The sequence below is a fragment of the Streptomyces sp. 2A115 genome (genome assembly GCF_052245575.1).
Taxonomy (GTDB): Bacteria; Actinomycetota; Actinomycetes; order Streptomycetales; family Streptomycetaceae; genus Streptomyces.
Genome location: NZ_JBQQCG010000032.1, coordinates 1 through 15,435 on the forward strand (window position 1 = coordinate 1; position 15,435 = coordinate 15,435).

Sequence of the window (15,435 nt, forward strand, 5' to 3'; positions counted from 1 at the left end):
CGTATCCGGGACACCTCCCTGGTCCCCGTGGCAGCACGGCTGATCCGGGCCGTCGAGGGGGTCGTGGACGTGGAGTTCGACCTCGCCGAACACGCCCGTACCTCCCAGTCGCCCACAACCCCGTCAGGCCACCGCAAGAGCGAGTGAACGAGCCTCAGGAGTCGCCTCCAAGGACAACCAGAGCCACGGCGGGAGAAGGCCGAACCCGAGCCGGCACGTGAGACGGGCCGCAGGAACGCGGGATGCGCACCTGCGGCCGGCCTCAGCCGGTCTTGCGCCCCCACTGCGGCCCGATCCGGTCCCATTCCTCGCCCCACAGGCCGGTGGCCCGGCGCTCGATCCGCAGACGGACCACGCGCCCGCCCGCGAGGATCACCAGACCGCCTGCCAAGGCGCCCCCCGTGCCGGTCAGAACCACGCGCGCCGCTGCCTCCGCGGGGCCGATCGGTGCGGACACCAGCTCCTGGTGTCCGTCCGTCCACACCGACACCGCGGTGCCGACCTTGGCGCCGCCCTTCACGCTCGCGTTGTCGGTGCGGACGGTTCCGTCACCGTCGGTCCAGCGCACCTTCGCCCGCACGTGGTCGTACTTCGTGCCGGTGCTCAGGTCGCGCACACCGGACGGCGCCGTCTCCAGGAGTACGGCGGTGACCTGTCGGCGCTCCGCCTGGTCCTGTGCTGTTCCGGTCTCCATGGCGTGTGCGGAGACGGCCCCGGCAGCAGCACCGCCGACCGTCGCCAGCGCCCAGGCCGCCAGGATGACCCGTGCCTCTACCGCGTCGCTGTGCCGCCGCAGCGGGTTGCGCCGCCACCGCCACCCCAGGACCTTCGTGCGCCTGGCTTTCCGCATCGGTCACACCTCCTCACCGGAACAACGGAGTTGAGTACTGCCAAGGACTGCGAAAAAGGTCTCACCGACGCGATCGCGACGGGAGGTACCACCAGTCCACGAGGGGAGGGCCGGTCAGGGCGCATTCCAGGCGCCCAGTAGGGCCGGTCGGCCCTGGTGCGGCCGGTTGGGACGGGCGGTTCGTCGTCACGGACTGCCTGTCGGTCCGTCACGCAGCGGGGACGAGAAGTCGACGTGACCGAGGCACGCCCCTTCACGGAGCAGAGTCCGAATCCGTAGCGGGTGCGGGCCGCCGTCCTCGCCGCCCACCGCGAACGGCCCGGGTCAGGTGATCCCGCGAAATGAAGTCGGGCCGTTCGGAACCGGATAGGGCCGTACGGCCCCTCCTGCGGCCACTGGCGTGGGCGCCACGCTGGTATCCGCTCACGACAAGCCCCGCCGCCCCGTCGGCGTAGGGCGGGGAGGAGTTCCCGATGCGTACTGCGGTGCTCACTGTCCCGACTCTGGAGGACCTGGTCTCCGCGGCCGTGGCCGCCCCCTCGATCCACAACACACAGCCCTGGCGGTTCCGGCTGGACCCGGACACCGTCACGCTGGAGATCCGTGCCGTGGCGGACCGCGGGCTGCGCCACATCGATCCGACCGGGCGCGCGCTGCACCTCTCCGTGGGCTGCGCGGTGCTCAACCTCCGGGTGGCGGTGGCTCACTTCGGCAGGGAGCCGGTGACCCGGCTGCTGCCCCGGCCCGACGAGCCGGACCTGCTCGCGACCGTGCGGTTCGGCGGCACCACCGCTTCCTCCTCCACACCGCACCTGTACGACGCGCTGTGGCATCGGCACAGCAGCCGCTTCCCGTACTCAGAGCGACCGCTGCCCACTGCCGTCCTGGCCGAGCTCGCCGAGGCCGCACACTCAGAGGGCGCCCTGTTGAGTCGTCCCGGGCCGACCGAGACCGACCGCCTGCTGCAACTCACCCGCGAGGCTGAGCATCGCAACACGGCCGACCCCGACCGGGCCGCGGAGAGCCGCCGCTGGGTGCACGACCCCAACGACGCGGCCCTCGGTATGCCGCCCGGGACGCTGGGCACACAGGACTTCCGGGACCGGATCCCCATGCGGGACTTCGGCGCCCACCGGCACCCGGCCGTACTGGCCGCCCGCCCCTTCGAGACGCGGCCGACCCTCATGGTGCTCTCCACGGGGCACGATCGACGGGCCGACTGGCTGCGCGCCGGCCAGGCGCTCGAACGCGTCCTGCTGGTGGCCACCGCGCACGGCGTACGGGCATCCCTGCTGCATCAGGCATTGGAGTGGCACGACCTGCGCGACCAACTCGCACAGGCCCCTGACGACCGGCGCGCTAACGCCCAGATGGTGCTCCGCCTCGGGTACGGGCCGAAGGGACCGCAGTCCCCACGCAGGACAGCGGAACAGACACTGGCCAAGGCCCCACTGTCAGTCACCCGCTGAGCGCGTCGGCACACACCTCACCCCAGCCATCCCAGCCGACGCGGCAGCCCCGCCCGCGACCATAAGAGATACGACAAGCGCCGGGCCCGGCTGAACATGATCGCCCACCTGCTGGGCTCCGTCCCGTACGACGAGGTGCCGCCGCCGGTCCTGGAGCTGCCGCCCCGGCAGCCGTCGACGGGCTACCAGCGCCGCCGCGCGATCTGCGGACCTACCGTCCCCGATCACGCGGCGAGCCTCTGAGTAACCGGTCGCCGGTCTCACACCGGTTCGGGTACGACAGCGACCGGGCAGGCGGAGTGGTGCAGGACCGTATGGGCGACGCGGCCGAGCTGGAGCCCGAGGTGGCCCTCGCGTCGGCGGGCGCCGACAACGAGCAGGTCGGCCTCGTGCGAGGCGTCCAGGAGCACCTTGGGGGCGTGGCCCTCGACGGTGCGTCGGCGCACTTCCACATCCTCGGGAGCGTCGCGCAGCGCCGTCTCCAGCGTCTCGGCGGCCTGTTCCTCGTGCAGGCGGGCGGGCTCGTCGGCCGGCAGAGGGTGGTCGGTGGTCTCGTCTGCGGGGCACCGCCAGGCACGTACGGCCTCCAGGGGCACCCCGCGCCGCCGCGCCTCCTCGACGGCAAACCGCACGGCCGCCGACGGCTCCGCGTGCTCGCCGACGCCCACAACAACGCGTCCGCGGACCGCGGGCGTCACCTGGTTGTCGTGGCTGGCGCGCAGCACGATCACCGGGCACTGGGCGTGGGCGGCCACGGTGAGGCTCACCGAGCCGAGCAACATTTCGGCGATGCCGCTGCGACCGCGGGTGCCCAGGACCACGGCGCCGGCGTGCCGGCCTTCCCTCGCCAGTGCGTACTCCGGCTCCTCCGGCAGCACGTCGGCGGACACCTTCAGGCCGGGGTGGCGGGCCTGCGCACGGCGGACCGCGCCCCCGGTGATGTCCTCGGCTCGCACCTGCTCGGACGGCCGGCCGAGATCCTTCGCGAGCGCGGCGCCCCCGATGGGGGTCCCCCCGCTCGAGTGCAGCCGAGAGTGGGGGAGCTCCCACAACGAGGCGTACACCACCCGCAGCGGGACCCCGCGCAGCGCTGCCTCGTCGGCCGCCCAGTCGACGGCGCGCAGGCTCGGCTCGGAACCGTCGACGCCCACCACCAGGGCCTCGCCGAAGGCTCGTACAACCGCTGTCTTCATGGTTGTTCCTCCTCGGGAGTGGTGTGTCAGTCGTGCGCGATGACGGCAACGGGGGCGGTGGAATGGTGCAGCACGGCGTGCGTGACGGGGCCGATGTGCGCGCCGAGCGGGCTGCGGCGGATGTGCCGGCCCACGACCACCAGGGAGGCCTCACGGGAAGCATCGACGAGGTGGCCCGCGGGATTGCCCGCGCGGGAGTCCTCGACGACCTTGACGGCCGGGTACTTCTCCTTCCAGCGGTGCAGCACCTCGGCCAGCGTGGCAGCGTCCTGCTTGCCCAGCACGGCGTTGAGCTCGGGGTCGGCGGGCACGCCGTACGCGAAGTACGGCGGCAGGTTCCAGGCGTGGACGACCCGCAGGGGTGTGACACGGCGGGCGGCCGCTTCGAAAGCGAAGTTGAGCAGCGTGTCGTCGGAGCCGTCGGTGTCGAGCCCAAGGACGACGGGCCCCGGCAGGGCCGCAGCGGACGGGATTGCGGACGGATCCATCGCATGTCCGTCCGTGGCCTGTTCCCCCGCCTGTACAAGAACCACCGGCTGCTCGGCGTGCGCCACGACGGCCTGGCCCACGGAGCCGAGGAGGAATCCTCCGATGCCGCTCATCCCCCGGGAGCCGAGGACCAGCGGCTCGGCGTCCTTCGCCGCCTCGGTCAGCACCTCGGCGGGCCGGCCCGGGATCTGCTCCACGGTCACGTTCAGCCCGGGGTGACGCAGACGCAGCTCTTCGGCCGCCTCGCGCGGGATCCGCTCGCTCCAGTGCTGCTGCGTTTCAACACCGACGAGCGGCGCCAGCGCCATGGGCGCGGGGACCGCCTCCCAGACGTGGACCAGTTTCAGCGGAAGGAAGCGCCGCTTCGCCTCTCGGGCCGCCCACTCGGCGGCGGCACGGCTCTCGGCCGAGCCATCGAGACCTACGACAACACTGCGGACCATGGTTTCTGCCTCCTCAACGGGGATTTGGATCCAGCGTGGTGGCGCCGGAGTCGGTGGTGGAGGGGCCGCAGGTCCCCGACCAGGGCCAGTGGGCCCTGTGGGCCAGCAGGCGCGGGGGCGGGTAACTGCTCCCTTCGCGGGCCCCGTTGGACAGCCGGGCCTCGATCAGTAGCCCCGAGGCCAGCCGACGGTGCCCCCTTGCTCCTGCCTCGTCGTTGCGGTGCGGGCCGCTGAGGCGGAGTCAGTCCGCCTCGCTCGGTCCTCACCGTGGAGTTCACCGGCTGCGGCCCGGGGCGGGACGAGGCACGGGATACGCGGACGCACGCGGCGTACGGTGACCGTCCGGGCCGTACCCGAACCGGATCAGCAGCTGCGGGCAGCACCGCCGCCCCGATCCCTCCATCGCCGCCCTCAGGTCCGGCCACTCCATCGCCTGGTGCAGCATCGAGGTGCGCACGCCGTGCACGTTCGCCGTAAGCAGCACGTGCTCCAGGGCCTGGCCGGCCCGCAGCCAGTCCTCTCTCCTGTCGTGCAAGGTCCACAGCAGGGCCACCTGGGCGTGGCGTTCGAAGCGCAGGGCGGGCAGGTGCGGCACGGGCAGCGAGCCGGTGAAGTCCCGCATCGGCATCCGGCCGGACGCATCCCTGGGACCCAGGGCGGTCAGGGGAATGCCGTAGGGGGTATCCGCTCGGGGGAGAGTGATCCAGGTGCGCGCCTCGGCGGTGCGGGCCGGATGGCCGGCGTTGCGGGTCTCGGCCGCCTGGGTCAGGCGCAGCAGTCGCCTCGTCCCAACGATGTCGGGGACATCCAGGTGCGCCCCCTCGGCCCGGGCCGAGCTGATCATCTCCGCCACGACCGGGTCCGGCACCGGGCGGCCGGTGAAGGGCATCCGACTCGTGTGACGCCGCTCGACCGCCTCATACAGGTCGCGGAAGAACGGCTGCCCGTCTACGGCGCGCACAGCCGTCAGTTGCACAGTGGCCAGCAGGTCGGGGTCATTCGGGGCGGGCAGCAGTCGTACGACGGGATTCCAGCCCAGATGCGCCGCGGTCACGCGGAGGTTGAAGACGGCCGCGCCCACCGACAGGTGCTGCGCACGCAGGTCCGGGTCGGCCATCGGCAGTGACCGCCTGCGGTCGGCGCGGACCTCGATCGACCGGCTGTCCGGATCCAGGCCGAACCGCCAGGGCTGCGTGTTGTGGATCGACGGCGCGGCCACCGCCGCGGACATAAGGGCCTGAACGGCCGTAGCGTCGATTTCCCGAGTCTGCATGACGGCTCCTCCGCACGGTTCACCCCCGTGCGGTCAACCCTCGGCCACAGTCCCGCTCCGGAGGAGGGTTGACCGGCCCGTCATCGCGGGCCATGTGGCCTCATACAGCCCGCGGGACGACACCGATCGAACCGACGACGAGAGATACCGAACACCGGTACCCGGGGTCAGCCAGGGCGCGCCCGGACCGGCCGTCGGGGTACTCCAGGCGCGTCGGATCGGTGCCGATCCGGAGGAACGCCTGTCGTATGGGAAGTGGTAATCCCCTTCACTCATAGGCCCGGAGGATGTCATGTCGTTCACCGACGAAGAGATCGCTTACATGCGGTCCCAGCCGCTCGCCCGTGTCGCGACGCTGTCTCCCGACGGCCGGCAGCCCGATGTGGTCCCGCTCGCCTTCGAGTACGACGGCACGTACTTCTGGGTCGGCGGGACCGGCTCGGCGGTCGCCGGGACCCGCAAGTTCCGCAACGTCCGGGCCGGCCACCGCGAGGTGGCCCTCGTCATCGACGATCTGGTGTCCCTAGATCCGTTCATCGCACGAGGCGTACGGATCTACGGCCGCGCCGAAGAGCCGGTCGAGCGCGTGGGAATGGTCGGCCCGGGCCTCTATATGCGCATCACGCCCACGGTCTCCTGGAGCTGGAACATGGAGGGCCACCCGGTCGGCAAGGAATGGTACCCGTCGCGGAAGTCGGTCCACGAGGCCCCGCCTCGCGACTAGGGGTAGTCACATGTCCCGCCGGACAGGCCCCAGGCCGCATGCGCAGCCGTGCGGGCCGGGGTGGCAGGTATCGCCAGGACGAGCGGACGATGAGCGGACAGCGTTTCGTGGCCGGCGTGCGACCGTTGCCGGGCTCGTCGGCTGAGGGCACGGTTGATGTCCCTGCGCCGGGCGACGGCACGGCCCGTACCCCAACCGCACGGGCGGGAACGCCACGCCGACAGATCCGGCCCGCTCGTCCCCGCCCGACCATCCCGATCACCAAGGCCGTACGCCACCAGGCAGCGGGCCACTCGGCCCTGCCGGCACAGCCGCCTCGGCTGACACCGTGTCAACGGGCCGCACAAGGCCCTGACGCTCTGGCGACGTGACGGACCTCCCGGGCCGAAATACCCGGAATGCCGAGGTCCGACCACGGTCTCGGCAACGGCATTCTGGGAACGCGCCAGAGGCACCTAGTCCGGAAGGAACGGGAATGACGGACACCCCGGTAGAACGACCGCGGGACGGATCGGCGACGCCCCAGTCGCGGCTGGACGATCTGCTGGAGGGTTTGCAGGCTCAGGTGTCGCGGGTGGGGGCGACCCGCGACCGGGTGCACACGCTCCTGGATGCGGTGCTGGCGATCGGCTCCGACCTGGATCTCGATGTGGTGCTAAGACGGATCACCGAGTCTGCTGTGGCCTTGGTCGATGCCGAGTACGGGGCGCTGGGGGTGCTGGGCGAGGAAGGGCGGATCCAGCAGTTCATCACGGTCGGTGTGGACGAGGAGACCATCGGCGCGATCGGCCACCATCCCGAGGGCCGGGGCATCCTCGGGCTGCTGATCCGGGAGCCGGAGCCGCTGCGCCTGGCCGACCTGGGCCGGCATCCCGAGGCGGTGGGCTTCCCGGAAGGCCATCCGCCGATGACTACGTTCTTGGGTGCGCCGCTGCGGGTGCGCGAGAAGGTCTTCGGGAACCTGTATCTGACCGAAAAGCGCGGCGGAGGCCAGTTCGACGACGATGACGAGGCGGTGCTGCGCACGCTGGCGGCGGCAGCCGGGGTGGCCATCGAAAACGCCCGGCTGTACGACGACGCACGCCGCCGGGAACGCTGGCTGGCGGCGAGTGGCGAACTGACCCGCGGCCTGCTGTCGGGCACCGACCCGGACCAGGTGCTCCATCGGGTTGCCGCAACCGTCAGGCGGCTGGCCGGGGCCGATCTGGTCACGCTGGCGGTGCCGTTCAACGGCGGCGACGGCCTGGTGCTCGAGGCCGCCGACGGCGAGGGCGCTGAACTGGTGCGCGGACTGGTGCCGACGGCCACCTCGCTGGCCGCGAAGGTCTACCACTCCAGCGAGCGCATCACCAGCAGCAGGCTGTCGGCGGAGCCCGAGGCGAAGGGCGGTTCCGCGGGACGGCTGGACCTGGGGCCCGGATTCCTCCTCCCACTGGGCACCTCCGGGCAGGTGCGCGGGGTGCTGCAGGTCGCCAACCGGCCCGGCGGTCCGGACTTCCCCGACGCCGCCATGGCCATGATCGGCGGTTTCGCCGACCAGGCCGCGCTCGCCCTGGAGGTCGCCGAGCACCGCCGGGACGCGGATCAGCTGCTGATTCTCAACGACCGCGACCGCATCGCCCGCGACCTGCACGACCTGGCCATCCAACGGCTGTTCGCCTCCGGGATGACCCTGAACTCGGTGCTGGGCCGATTGGCCGACCGGCCCGAGGCGGCCGAGCGTATCCAGCGGGTGATCGACGATCTCGACGACACGATCAAGACGGTACGCTCCACGATCTTCGCGCTGCATGAGCACGACCGTTCCGCGGGCCGCGGCGGGCTGCGCGCCCAGTTGGTCGCCGAGACCGACCAGGCCGCCGACACGCTCGGCTTCGCGCCCTCACTGCGCATGACCGGTCTGCTCGACACCGAAGTACCCCCTGGCCATGCCGAGCACCTCCTTGCGGTGCTGCGCGAGGCGCTGTCGAACGCCGCCCGGCACGCTCAGGCCACGCGCGTCGAGGTCACCGCCGAGACGGACGGCACCCGGCTGCGGCTGCGCGTGGCCGACAACGGATCCGGCATCGATCCGGCCGTCACCCGCCGCAGCGGCCTGGCCAACCTCCAGCGGCGCGCCGCCGACCTGGGCGGCAGCCTGGCCATGATGGCCAGCCGGCCCACCGGCACCGTCATGGAATGGACCGTTCCCCTGCCCGCAACGGACGGAGAGTAGTCCCGGACGGGTCGGACCGGTGTCCAGTGCCCGCCCCCAGTCGGGCAGTGCTGCCGACGGAACCAGTCCAGGCGCACGGATTCAAGCGAAGCCTCCGTCACCCGGATGATCGTGAACAGGTGCCCCGTCGTGGCACTTCCCTACGGTGTCGCCGCCCACGGTGTAGCCCACTGTCCCTGCCGCGAGCACCATCACGACGAGGCCGAGGGCTGTCGTGGCACGCTTCCGCACCTGCTCTGACTTCGCGTCCATGCGGCCTGGTGTGCCGCGCCGTACGGGCGTCCCGGGTGGTGCCGTTCGGCCCCGCGACTGGGGCCGGTCGCCCTCGCGCCAGAGCCCTCCTCCGCCCGTCACCGTAATGCGAAAGCTCGAACCTGTTCCGGCTGAGCATTCCGAGGCTCGCCGGGGCCTACGCATGGGATGGCACGCATGAGCCCGTTCCGGGATACCGAAGGATCACTCGCCGGGTCCGCCCCGGGCCCGACCAAATCCGGGCCCAGGGCCACCACTTTGTGGACGACGCTGAAGTGGCTCGTCCCCATCGCGGCCGGGCTGATCGTCTATCTGCTGCCGCAGCCCGACGGGATCAAGTCCGGTGGGTGGGCGGTCCTGGCCATCTTCGCCGCGACGGTCCTCGGCCTGATCCTGCAGCCTCTGCCGCTGGGCGCGGTCGCCCTCGTCGGCCTCACCGCCACCATGATCACGGGCACACTGGAGCCGGACGTCGCCCTCAGCGGCTTCTCCGAGCCAACGATCTGGCTGATCGTGGCCGCGTTCTTCATCTCACTCGGCTTCACCAAGACCGGCCTGGGCCGCCGGATCGCCCTGCTGTTCGTCCGGGCACTGGGCCGCAGCAGTCTGGGCCTGGCATACGGGATCACGCTGACCGACCTGGTGCTGGCTCCGGCCACGCCCAGCAACACCGCCCGCTCCGGCGGCGTCATCCATCCGGTCATCCGATCGCTCAGCACCACCGCCGGCTCGCACCCCGGCGACGAGAGCCGCCGCAAGCTGGGCGCCTACCTGAGCGTGACGGCGATGCAGGTCAACACGGTGACCAGCGCGATGTTCCTGACCTCGATGGCTGCCAACCCGCTGGTTCAGAAGCTTGCCGCCGACCGCGGGGTGCACCTGACGTGGACCTCGTGGGCGATCGCGGCGATCGTGCCCGGCCTGGTCGCCCTGCTGGTGCTCCCCGCGCTGCTCTACCGGATCTTCCCGCCGGAACTGCGCGAAACCCCCGAGGCGCCGGGGCAGGCTCGCGCCCAGCTCGCCGAGCTCGGGCGGATGTCCCGAAACGAGTGGACGATGGCGGCGGTCTTCGTCCTGTTGCTCCTGCTCTGGTCGGTCGGTGGCCAGGTCTGGGACCTGTCGGCCACCGTCTCCGCCTTCACCGGCGTCGCTCTGCTGCTCGTGACCGGCGTACTGACCTGGGGCGACCTGGTCGCCGAGAAGTCGGCCTGGACCACCCTGGTCTGGTTCTCCGTCCTGGTGATGATGGCCGGCCAGCTGCAGGACCTCGGCGTCATCGGCTGGTTCAGCGACTCGATCACCGACGCCGTCTCCGGCGTGGGCTGGCAGGCCGCCTTCGTGGCCCTGACCCTGGTCTACCTGTTCTCCCACTACCTGTTCGCCTCCAACACCGCCCACGTGGCCGCGATGTACGCCGCGTTCCTCACAGCCGCGGTGGCCACCGGCGCCCCGCCGGTGATGGCCGCGCTGGTGCTGGGCTTCATCAGCTCCCTGTACGGAGGGCTGACCCACTACGCCTCGGGCCCGGCACCCGTGCTGTTCGGCGGCGGGTACGTCACCCTCGGCGAGTGGTGGCGCACCGGACTGGCCGCCGCAGCGGCCAACATCGTCATCTGGATGGGCGTGGGCGCCATGTGGCTGAAGGTCCTCGGCCACTGGTGAACCCGCCCCGAACGCACCGACCGTCCGGCCCGGCAGGAGCAGCAGGGCCGGACGGCGTGCCCTGCGGTGATGGTCCTCCCAGCGGTGGGAGACGGCCGGCGGCCTCGTCCCAGGCCTCCGGGCGCGGGACGCCGGGACGAGGCCGCCGTCACCCGCTGGCGTAACTTGGCCAGGGCGCTGACCGTGCGGTGCGGGCGCCTGCCCTCAGCGCCCTTGGGCGAACGGCGGGCCGGCAGGCTCACGTCTTTCCTTAGGTGTCCGGTCACCGCCCGGTTCCGGTCTCGCGCCGGGGCACGAGGGTGTTGCCACTGGGGCGGCCGGCGAAGTAGTCCACGACGTTGCCCGTAGTCGTCTCGGCAATTTGGCCAACGGCGTCCCGGGTGAAGTACGCCTGGTGCGAGGTGACCAGGACGTTGCTGAAGGTCATCAGCCTTGCGAGGCGTTCGTCGGTCATCACCTCCAGCGACTTGTCGAGGAAGAACACCCCGGCCTCCTCCTCGTACACGTCCAGGCCCACCCCGCTCAGCCGCCCCGCCCGCAGCGTCTCCAGCAGCGCGTCGGTGTCCACCAGGCCACCGCGGCTGGAGTTGACCAGGATCGCGTCGTCCTTCATCAGGGCCAGGGCATGGGCGTCGACGAGGTGGTGAGTGTCCGGCAGCAGCGGCACGTGCAGGCTGACCAGGTCCGCCTCGGCGAACAGCCGCTCCCGCTCGACGTACTGCATGCCCAGGGCCAGGCAGTCGGGGTTCTCGGTGATGTCCCAGCCCAGCAGCCGCATCCCGAAGCCGTGCGCGATCCGGGCGAACGCGGCCCCGATCTTGCCGGTGCCCACCACCCCGGCGGTCCGGCCGTGCAGGTCGCGGCCCATCAGCCCGTCGAGCCGGAAGTCGAACTCCCGGGTGCGGTGCGCGGCCCGAACGATCCGCCGGTCGACGGCGAGCGCCAGCGCCCAGGCGAACTCGGCAACCGAGTACGGCGAGTAGAACGACACCCGGGCCACCGCCAGCCCCAGCTCCTCGGCAGCGGCCAGGTCGATGTTGTTGTAGCCGGTGGCCCGCTGGGCGATCATCCTCGTGCCGCCCTTGGCCAGCGCCCGCAGCACGTCCGCGTCCAGGGTGTCGTTGACACTGCTGAGCACGACCTCATGCCCGGCGGCGGTGGGGGCGGTGTCCCGGTTCAAAAACAGCCCCAGACAGCGCAGTTCATGGCTGCCGCCGAAGGCCCGGTCGAACGCGTCGTGCAGCAGCGGCTGTTCGTCGGCGAGGACGCCGTACGCGACGATCTCCATGTGCTCTCCTCCCACAGGGACGCATGATCACCTCTCCACCGTAGGCCGCAGCGATGCGACAGAAGGGCCGACGGGCCTCAAGGGCGGGCCCGAGACCGCCGAGAACACCAGGCGCCCCACCGCGGGAACCGGACGAGCCTGCGTGCCCGGTCGTCCCATGACGGGCAGGCTCCCGGTCCCCGGGCCGGGCCTCTCGGCCCCTGCTCGGTGGCCTGCCGGGCTGCCTACTGTCAACGCGGGAAGGGGGTGTCCGATGGCCGGGACGGATGCGGGCACCTGCTCCATCGGCTTCTTCCCACGCCCCGCATCCGGCAGCGCGCTGTTGAGCATGCTCCCGTTGTCCAAGCGGCCCTGGCGAAGTCCGGTGCAGTACCGTGCCCCGTAAGGGCGACGGGAACTACGCGACCAACCCCACCGGCCCGCAGGATCATCACCGTACCTCCAGCGGAGCGCTGGGCTGCCCGTGGCGTGCAACCCGGCCAGGACGAGGTCGGCGGCTCCTCGGCCCGGCCCATGCGACCGCTGCGGTCGGCCAGGTAGTCGGCGTAGCAGGGACCGAGGAGAGCTGAGGCTGCGGGCTCACAGCGTGATGTCCACCCCGTACAGCGTGCGGCCCCCGGCGAGCTCGCGCCCGGTCACCAGCTCCGGACAGATACGGACGAAGACTTCCTCGGGCGAGGGCACCCAGGAGATCGGGCCGACCCGGGCCAGCCGCTTCTGCTCGCCCGGGTCGGTCACAACTGTGGCCCGGCCGGTGACGACGACGCTCCAGCCGGCGTTCCTCGCCGCGTCGACCTCGTCCGCCTCGAAGGCGACCACCGCCCCGTCTACCGCGCGGGCCAGCTCCGAAGCGGCCGAGGTGCGCAGCAGCACCGTGCCGTCGCCTTCGAGGCAGAAATTGACTGGCAGCACCGCGGGCAGGGCGTGTCGCGTGTGCACGATGCGGCCGACCGGCGCCTTCGCCAGCAAGCGGAGGCATTCCTGCGGGTCGAGTTCACGGAATCCGTCGTTGGGGTACATGGCCAGTCCGTCTTTCGCCGGGTACCGCGGTGTGCGGTTTCAGACCATCCTGGCCGAAGGGCAGCGCGGGGTGAGGGGCCATCGGTCCTGGCCGTGCCGGAAAGCAGCCCCAGTCCCACCCGGATCCGGCGCCGGACGGCAAGCGACCCGATACGCACCCACAGGTCACAGCGGCTGTTCCTTGAGCCCATGTGCGGGTTCAGGGTTGTTGCCCGGCATGTCCAGCCGGTCCAGCCGCAGGGCCGATCGGCCCTTCCCTCGGCTCGCCTCACCCTGTTGTCTCAGACCATGTCCGACATCGACACCAGGTCCGTGCCTCACCACGCAGAACGCACCACCGGTGAAGCAACCCTCGTGGAGCTTGGCGGCGAGATCGACATCTTCACTGCGCCGCCTCTCGCGGACCGGCTGGAGGCCCTGACCGCCGGCCGGCACCCCGATCTGGTGCTGGACCTGCGCTCAATGGTCTTCATCGACTGCACCGGCCCGGGGGTTCTGTGCCGGGCTCGGAACCGAGTCGTGGCCCGGCACGGCCGGTTGCGACTGGTCACCGACAGCGTCCGTTTCCGGCGGGGCGGACCGTGGTCAAGTCCGGTCGGACCGTAAGGCGGTGACCATCGGCCCAGTGACGGCGGTCGCGGCGTAAGGAACCGTGGGTGACGCGGTTCCCGACAGACGGGCGAGAACGAGGAGTTGTGTGATGGCGAAGGCGTATCTGGTGGGCAGCGGCATCGCGGCGCTGTCCGCGGCCACGTTCCTGATCCGCGACGGCGGTTTCCAGGGTTCGGACATCCACCTCTTCGAAGGGCAGCGGAACATCGGCGGCAGCCTGGACGCGGGCGGTACGGCGGACGCGGGCTACACCATGCGCGGCGGGCGGATGTTCGAGGCCGAGTTCCGCTGCACGTACGACCTACTGTCCGGCATCCCCACCCTCGACGACCCTTCGGTGTCCGTGACGCAGGAAATCCTGGCCGGACACGAGGAGTTCGCCTGGGACGACATCGCACGCCTCGTCGACGGCGACGGGAAGATCGTCGACACCCGCTCGATGGGCTTCTCCGAGCACGACCGCCTTGACCTGGTGCGGTGCCTGGCGGCCCCCGAGAGCCACCTGGATGGCAAGCGGATCACAGACTGCTTCAGCGAGCGCTTCTTCACCACGAACTTCTGGTTCATGTGGTGCACTACATTCGCGTTCCAGCCCTGGCACAGCGCGATCGAGTTCCGGCGTTACCTGAGACGCTTCATCCACCTCTTCCCCGAGTTCTCGTCCATGTCGGGCATCCACCGGACCCGTTACAACCAGTACGACTCCATGGTGCGGCCACTGGCCGCTTGGCTCCGCGAGCGCGGCGTCACCGTCCACACCGGCTGCCACGTCACCGACCTCGGTTTCGCGCCCGGGCACCGGAGCACCACAGTCAAAACCATCTACCTCTCCCGGCACGGACGGGACGAGAAGATCGCCGTATCTCCCGAGGACCTGGTCCTGGTCACCAACGGCTCCATGACCGACGCCTCCAGCCTCGGCTCGCACACAGCCGCACCGCCACCGGCTCCCCATCGCTCGGACGCCTGGTTGCTGTGGCACCGGCTGGCCCGGGGACGCGAGGACTTCGGCAACCCGGACGCCTTCGACAAGCATGTCAAGAAGTCCCGCTGGGAGTCGTTCACCGTCACCACCAAGGACCCTGCCTTCCTCGACGCGCTGGAGAAGTTCAACGGCCGTGAGACCGGCCGGGGCGGGCTGATGACGTTCACCGACTCCAACTGGCTGCTCACCATCGTCGCTGACCGCCAGCCGGTCTACCGCGACCAGCCCGATGGCGTCTCGGTCTGGTGGGGCTACGGCCTCTTCCCGGGCCGCGCGGGCAACCACACGCCCAAACCGATGACGATGTGCTCCGGCCGGGAGATCCTCGAAGAGGTCCTCCACCACCTGCCCCTCGACGAGGAGGTCGCGACCCGCGTCCTGGCCACCTCCACCGTCGTGCCCTGCCTGATGCCGTACATCACCAGCCAGTTCCTGGCCCGCCGCCGCGACGACCGGCCCAGGGTCGTACCCGAGGGGTCGGTCAACCTCGCCTTCATCGGCCAGTTCGCCGATGTGCCCGACGACGTCGTCTTCACCGTCGAGTACTCCGTACGCACCGCCTGGACAGCCGTGGCCCAACTCCTCGGCCTCGACAGGCGACCGCCTGCCGTCTACAAGGGCCACCACGACCCCCACGTCCTGACCGCCGCCCTGGAGACCATGCACCGCCGGTAACCTCGTGGGGCGATCGACCGACGCACTCGGGTGGCGCCGGGCCTTGACCCCGTGTGTGTGAGCGCCTCGACCGCCTCCGCCGGACGGTCGGGGTAGCCGAAGCGGCTGCAACTCGTCGCGCGCACGGGCTGTTTGCTCCCCCTGAGTGCCCCGAACCGGCCAGACGACACCGGCCCCCTTGACCAGTAGAAGGGCAGGAACCCGCCCTGCCCCGAGGTGTGCAGCCTCGCCTCGACAACCAGCCCGCTGCGCCAACCCGTCAGGGTTGGCGCAGCGGACATCGTG

At 71.1% G+C, this 15,435-nt stretch carries 12 protein-coding genes and 2 pseudogenes; 8 read left to right on the top strand and 6 right to left on the bottom strand.

Annotated elements, in window-relative coordinates; all coding sequences use genetic code 11:
• Nucleotides 1-147, top strand: a pseudogene (locus tag ACTWQR_RS26155) (CBS domain-containing protein); the annotation flags it as partial.
• A gap of 115 nt (nucleotides 148-262) precedes the next feature.
• Here ACTWQR_RS26155 and ACTWQR_RS26160 read toward each other — a convergent pair.
• Nucleotides 263-850 carry an Rv1733c family protein gene (locus ACTWQR_RS26160; RefSeq protein WP_443229614.1) on the bottom strand — a complete coding sequence of 196 codons (588 nt, stop codon included), beginning with the start codon at nucleotides 848-850 and terminating at the stop codon, nucleotides 263-265.
• A 473-nt stretch (nucleotides 851-1,323) separates the two neighbouring features.
• Between ACTWQR_RS26160 and ACTWQR_RS26165 the strand changes: the two genes are divergently transcribed.
• Both ACTWQR_RS26165 and ACTWQR_RS26170 read left to right on the top strand, forming a co-directional pair.
• Nucleotides 1,324-2,319: an Acg family FMN-binding oxidoreductase gene (locus ACTWQR_RS26165; RefSeq protein WP_443229615.1), complete on the top strand. Its 996-nt coding sequence runs from the start codon at nucleotides 1,324-1,326 to the stop codon at nucleotides 2,317-2,319.
• A gap of 72 nt (nucleotides 2,320-2,391) precedes the next feature.
• Nucleotides 2,392-2,562, top strand: a pseudogene (locus ACTWQR_RS26170) (polyphosphate kinase 2); the annotation flags it as partial.
• Between the two features lie 17 nt (nucleotides 2,563-2,579).
• Here ACTWQR_RS26170 and ACTWQR_RS26175 read toward each other — a convergent pair.
• From ACTWQR_RS26175 to ACTWQR_RS26185, 3 genes are all read right to left on the bottom strand, one after another.
• Nucleotides 2,580-3,512 (bottom strand): universal stress protein, encoded by a 933-nt coding sequence (locus ACTWQR_RS26175; RefSeq protein ID WP_443229616.1) that lies wholly within the window; start codon nucleotides 3,510-3,512, stop codon nucleotides 2,580-2,582.
• Nucleotides 3,513-3,538: 26 nt separating this feature from the next.
• A complete protein-coding gene (locus ACTWQR_RS26180; RefSeq protein ID WP_443229617.1) occupies nucleotides 3,539-4,444 on the bottom strand; it encodes a universal stress protein in 906 nt (301 codons plus the stop codon).
• A 274-nt stretch (nucleotides 4,445-4,718) separates the two neighbouring features.
• On the bottom strand, nucleotides 4,719-5,717 hold the full coding sequence (locus ACTWQR_RS26185) for an Acg family FMN-binding oxidoreductase (RefSeq protein ID WP_443229618.1): 999 nt from the start codon (nucleotides 5,715-5,717) through the stop codon (nucleotides 4,719-4,721).
• A gap of 292 nt (nucleotides 5,718-6,009) precedes the next feature.
• On the opposite strand from ACTWQR_RS26185, the gene ACTWQR_RS26190 reads away from it, so the two are divergent.
• The 3 genes from ACTWQR_RS26190 (at nucleotide 6,010) to ACTWQR_RS26200 (ending at nucleotide 10,570) form a co-directional block, all read left to right on the top strand.
• Nucleotides 6,010-6,441 (top strand): PPOX class F420-dependent oxidoreductase, encoded by a 432-nt coding sequence (locus ACTWQR_RS26190; protein ID WP_443229619.1) that lies wholly within the window; start codon nucleotides 6,010-6,012, stop codon nucleotides 6,439-6,441.
• A 475-nt stretch (nucleotides 6,442-6,916) separates the two neighbouring features.
• A complete protein-coding gene (locus ACTWQR_RS26195; protein WP_443229620.1) occupies nucleotides 6,917-8,656 on the top strand; it encodes a sensor histidine kinase in 1,740 nt (579 codons plus the stop codon).
• A 510-nt stretch (nucleotides 8,657-9,166) separates the two neighbouring features.
• Entirely contained in the window at nucleotides 9,167-10,570 is a 1,404-nt protein-coding gene (locus tag ACTWQR_RS26200; protein ID WP_443229621.1) for an anion permease, read from the top strand.
• A 262-nt stretch (nucleotides 10,571-10,832) separates the two neighbouring features.
• On the opposite strand, the gene ACTWQR_RS26205 is transcribed toward ACTWQR_RS26200, so the two are convergent.
• A complete protein-coding gene (locus ACTWQR_RS26205; protein ID WP_443229622.1) occupies nucleotides 10,833-11,858 on the bottom strand; it encodes a 2-hydroxyacid dehydrogenase in 1,026 nt (341 codons plus the stop codon).
• A gap of 579 nt (nucleotides 11,859-12,437) precedes the next feature.
• Nucleotides 12,438-12,878 carry a pyridoxamine 5'-phosphate oxidase family protein gene (locus ACTWQR_RS26210; protein WP_443229623.1) on the bottom strand — a complete coding sequence of 147 codons (441 nt, stop codon included), beginning with the start codon at nucleotides 12,876-12,878 and terminating at the stop codon, nucleotides 12,438-12,440.
• Between the two features lie 288 nt (nucleotides 12,879-13,166).
• Between ACTWQR_RS26210 and ACTWQR_RS26215 the strand changes: the two genes are divergently transcribed.
• Together ACTWQR_RS26215 and ACTWQR_RS26220 are read left to right on the top strand one after the other, a co-directional pair.
• Nucleotides 13,167-13,484 (top strand): STAS domain-containing protein, encoded by a 318-nt coding sequence (locus tag ACTWQR_RS26215; RefSeq protein ID WP_443229625.1) that lies wholly within the window; start codon nucleotides 13,167-13,169, stop codon nucleotides 13,482-13,484.
• Nucleotides 13,485-13,578: 94 nt separating this feature from the next.
• Complete coding sequence (locus tag ACTWQR_RS26220; protein ID WP_443229627.1) at nucleotides 13,579-15,150, top strand: oleate hydratase; 1,572 nt, start codon at nucleotides 13,579-13,581, stop codon at nucleotides 15,148-15,150.
• Nucleotides 15,151-15,435 lie beyond the last annotated feature (285 nt).

Coding starts and splice junctions, on each gene's coding strand:
- ACTWQR_RS26160 (WP_443229614.1), bottom strand. CDS start 850: ATGCGGAAAGCCAGGCGCACGAAGGTCCTGGGGTGGCGGTGGCGGCGC.
- ACTWQR_RS26165 (WP_443229615.1), top strand. CDS start 1,324: ATGCGTACTGCGGTGCTCACTGTCCCGACTCTGGAGGACCTGGTCTCC.
- ACTWQR_RS26175 (WP_443229616.1), bottom strand. CDS start 3,512: ATGAAGACAGCGGTTGTACGAGCCTTCGGCGAGGCCCTGGTGGTGGGC.
- ACTWQR_RS26180 (WP_443229617.1), bottom strand. CDS start 4,444: ATGGTCCGCAGTGTTGTCGTAGGTCTCGATGGCTCGGCCGAGAGCCGT.
- ACTWQR_RS26185 (WP_443229618.1), bottom strand. CDS start 5,717: ATGCAGACTCGGGAAATCGACGCTACGGCCGTTCAGGCCCTTATGTCC.
- ACTWQR_RS26190 (WP_443229619.1), top strand. CDS start 6,010: ATGTCGTTCACCGACGAAGAGATCGCTTACATGCGGTCCCAGCCGCTC.
- ACTWQR_RS26195 (WP_443229620.1), top strand. CDS start 6,917: ATGACGGACACCCCGGTAGAACGACCGCGGGACGGATCGGCGACGCCC.
- ACTWQR_RS26205 (WP_443229622.1), bottom strand. CDS start 11,858: ATGGAGATCGTCGCGTACGGCGTCCTCGCCGACGAACAGCCGCTGCTG.
- ACTWQR_RS26210 (WP_443229623.1), bottom strand. CDS start 12,878: ATGTACCCCAACGACGGATTCCGTGAACTCGACCCGCAGGAATGCCTC.
- ACTWQR_RS26215 (WP_443229625.1), top strand. CDS start 13,167: ATGTCCGACATCGACACCAGGTCCGTGCCTCACCACGCAGAACGCACC.
- ACTWQR_RS26220 (WP_443229627.1), top strand. CDS start 13,579: ATGGCGAAGGCGTATCTGGTGGGCAGCGGCATCGCGGCGCTGTCCGCG.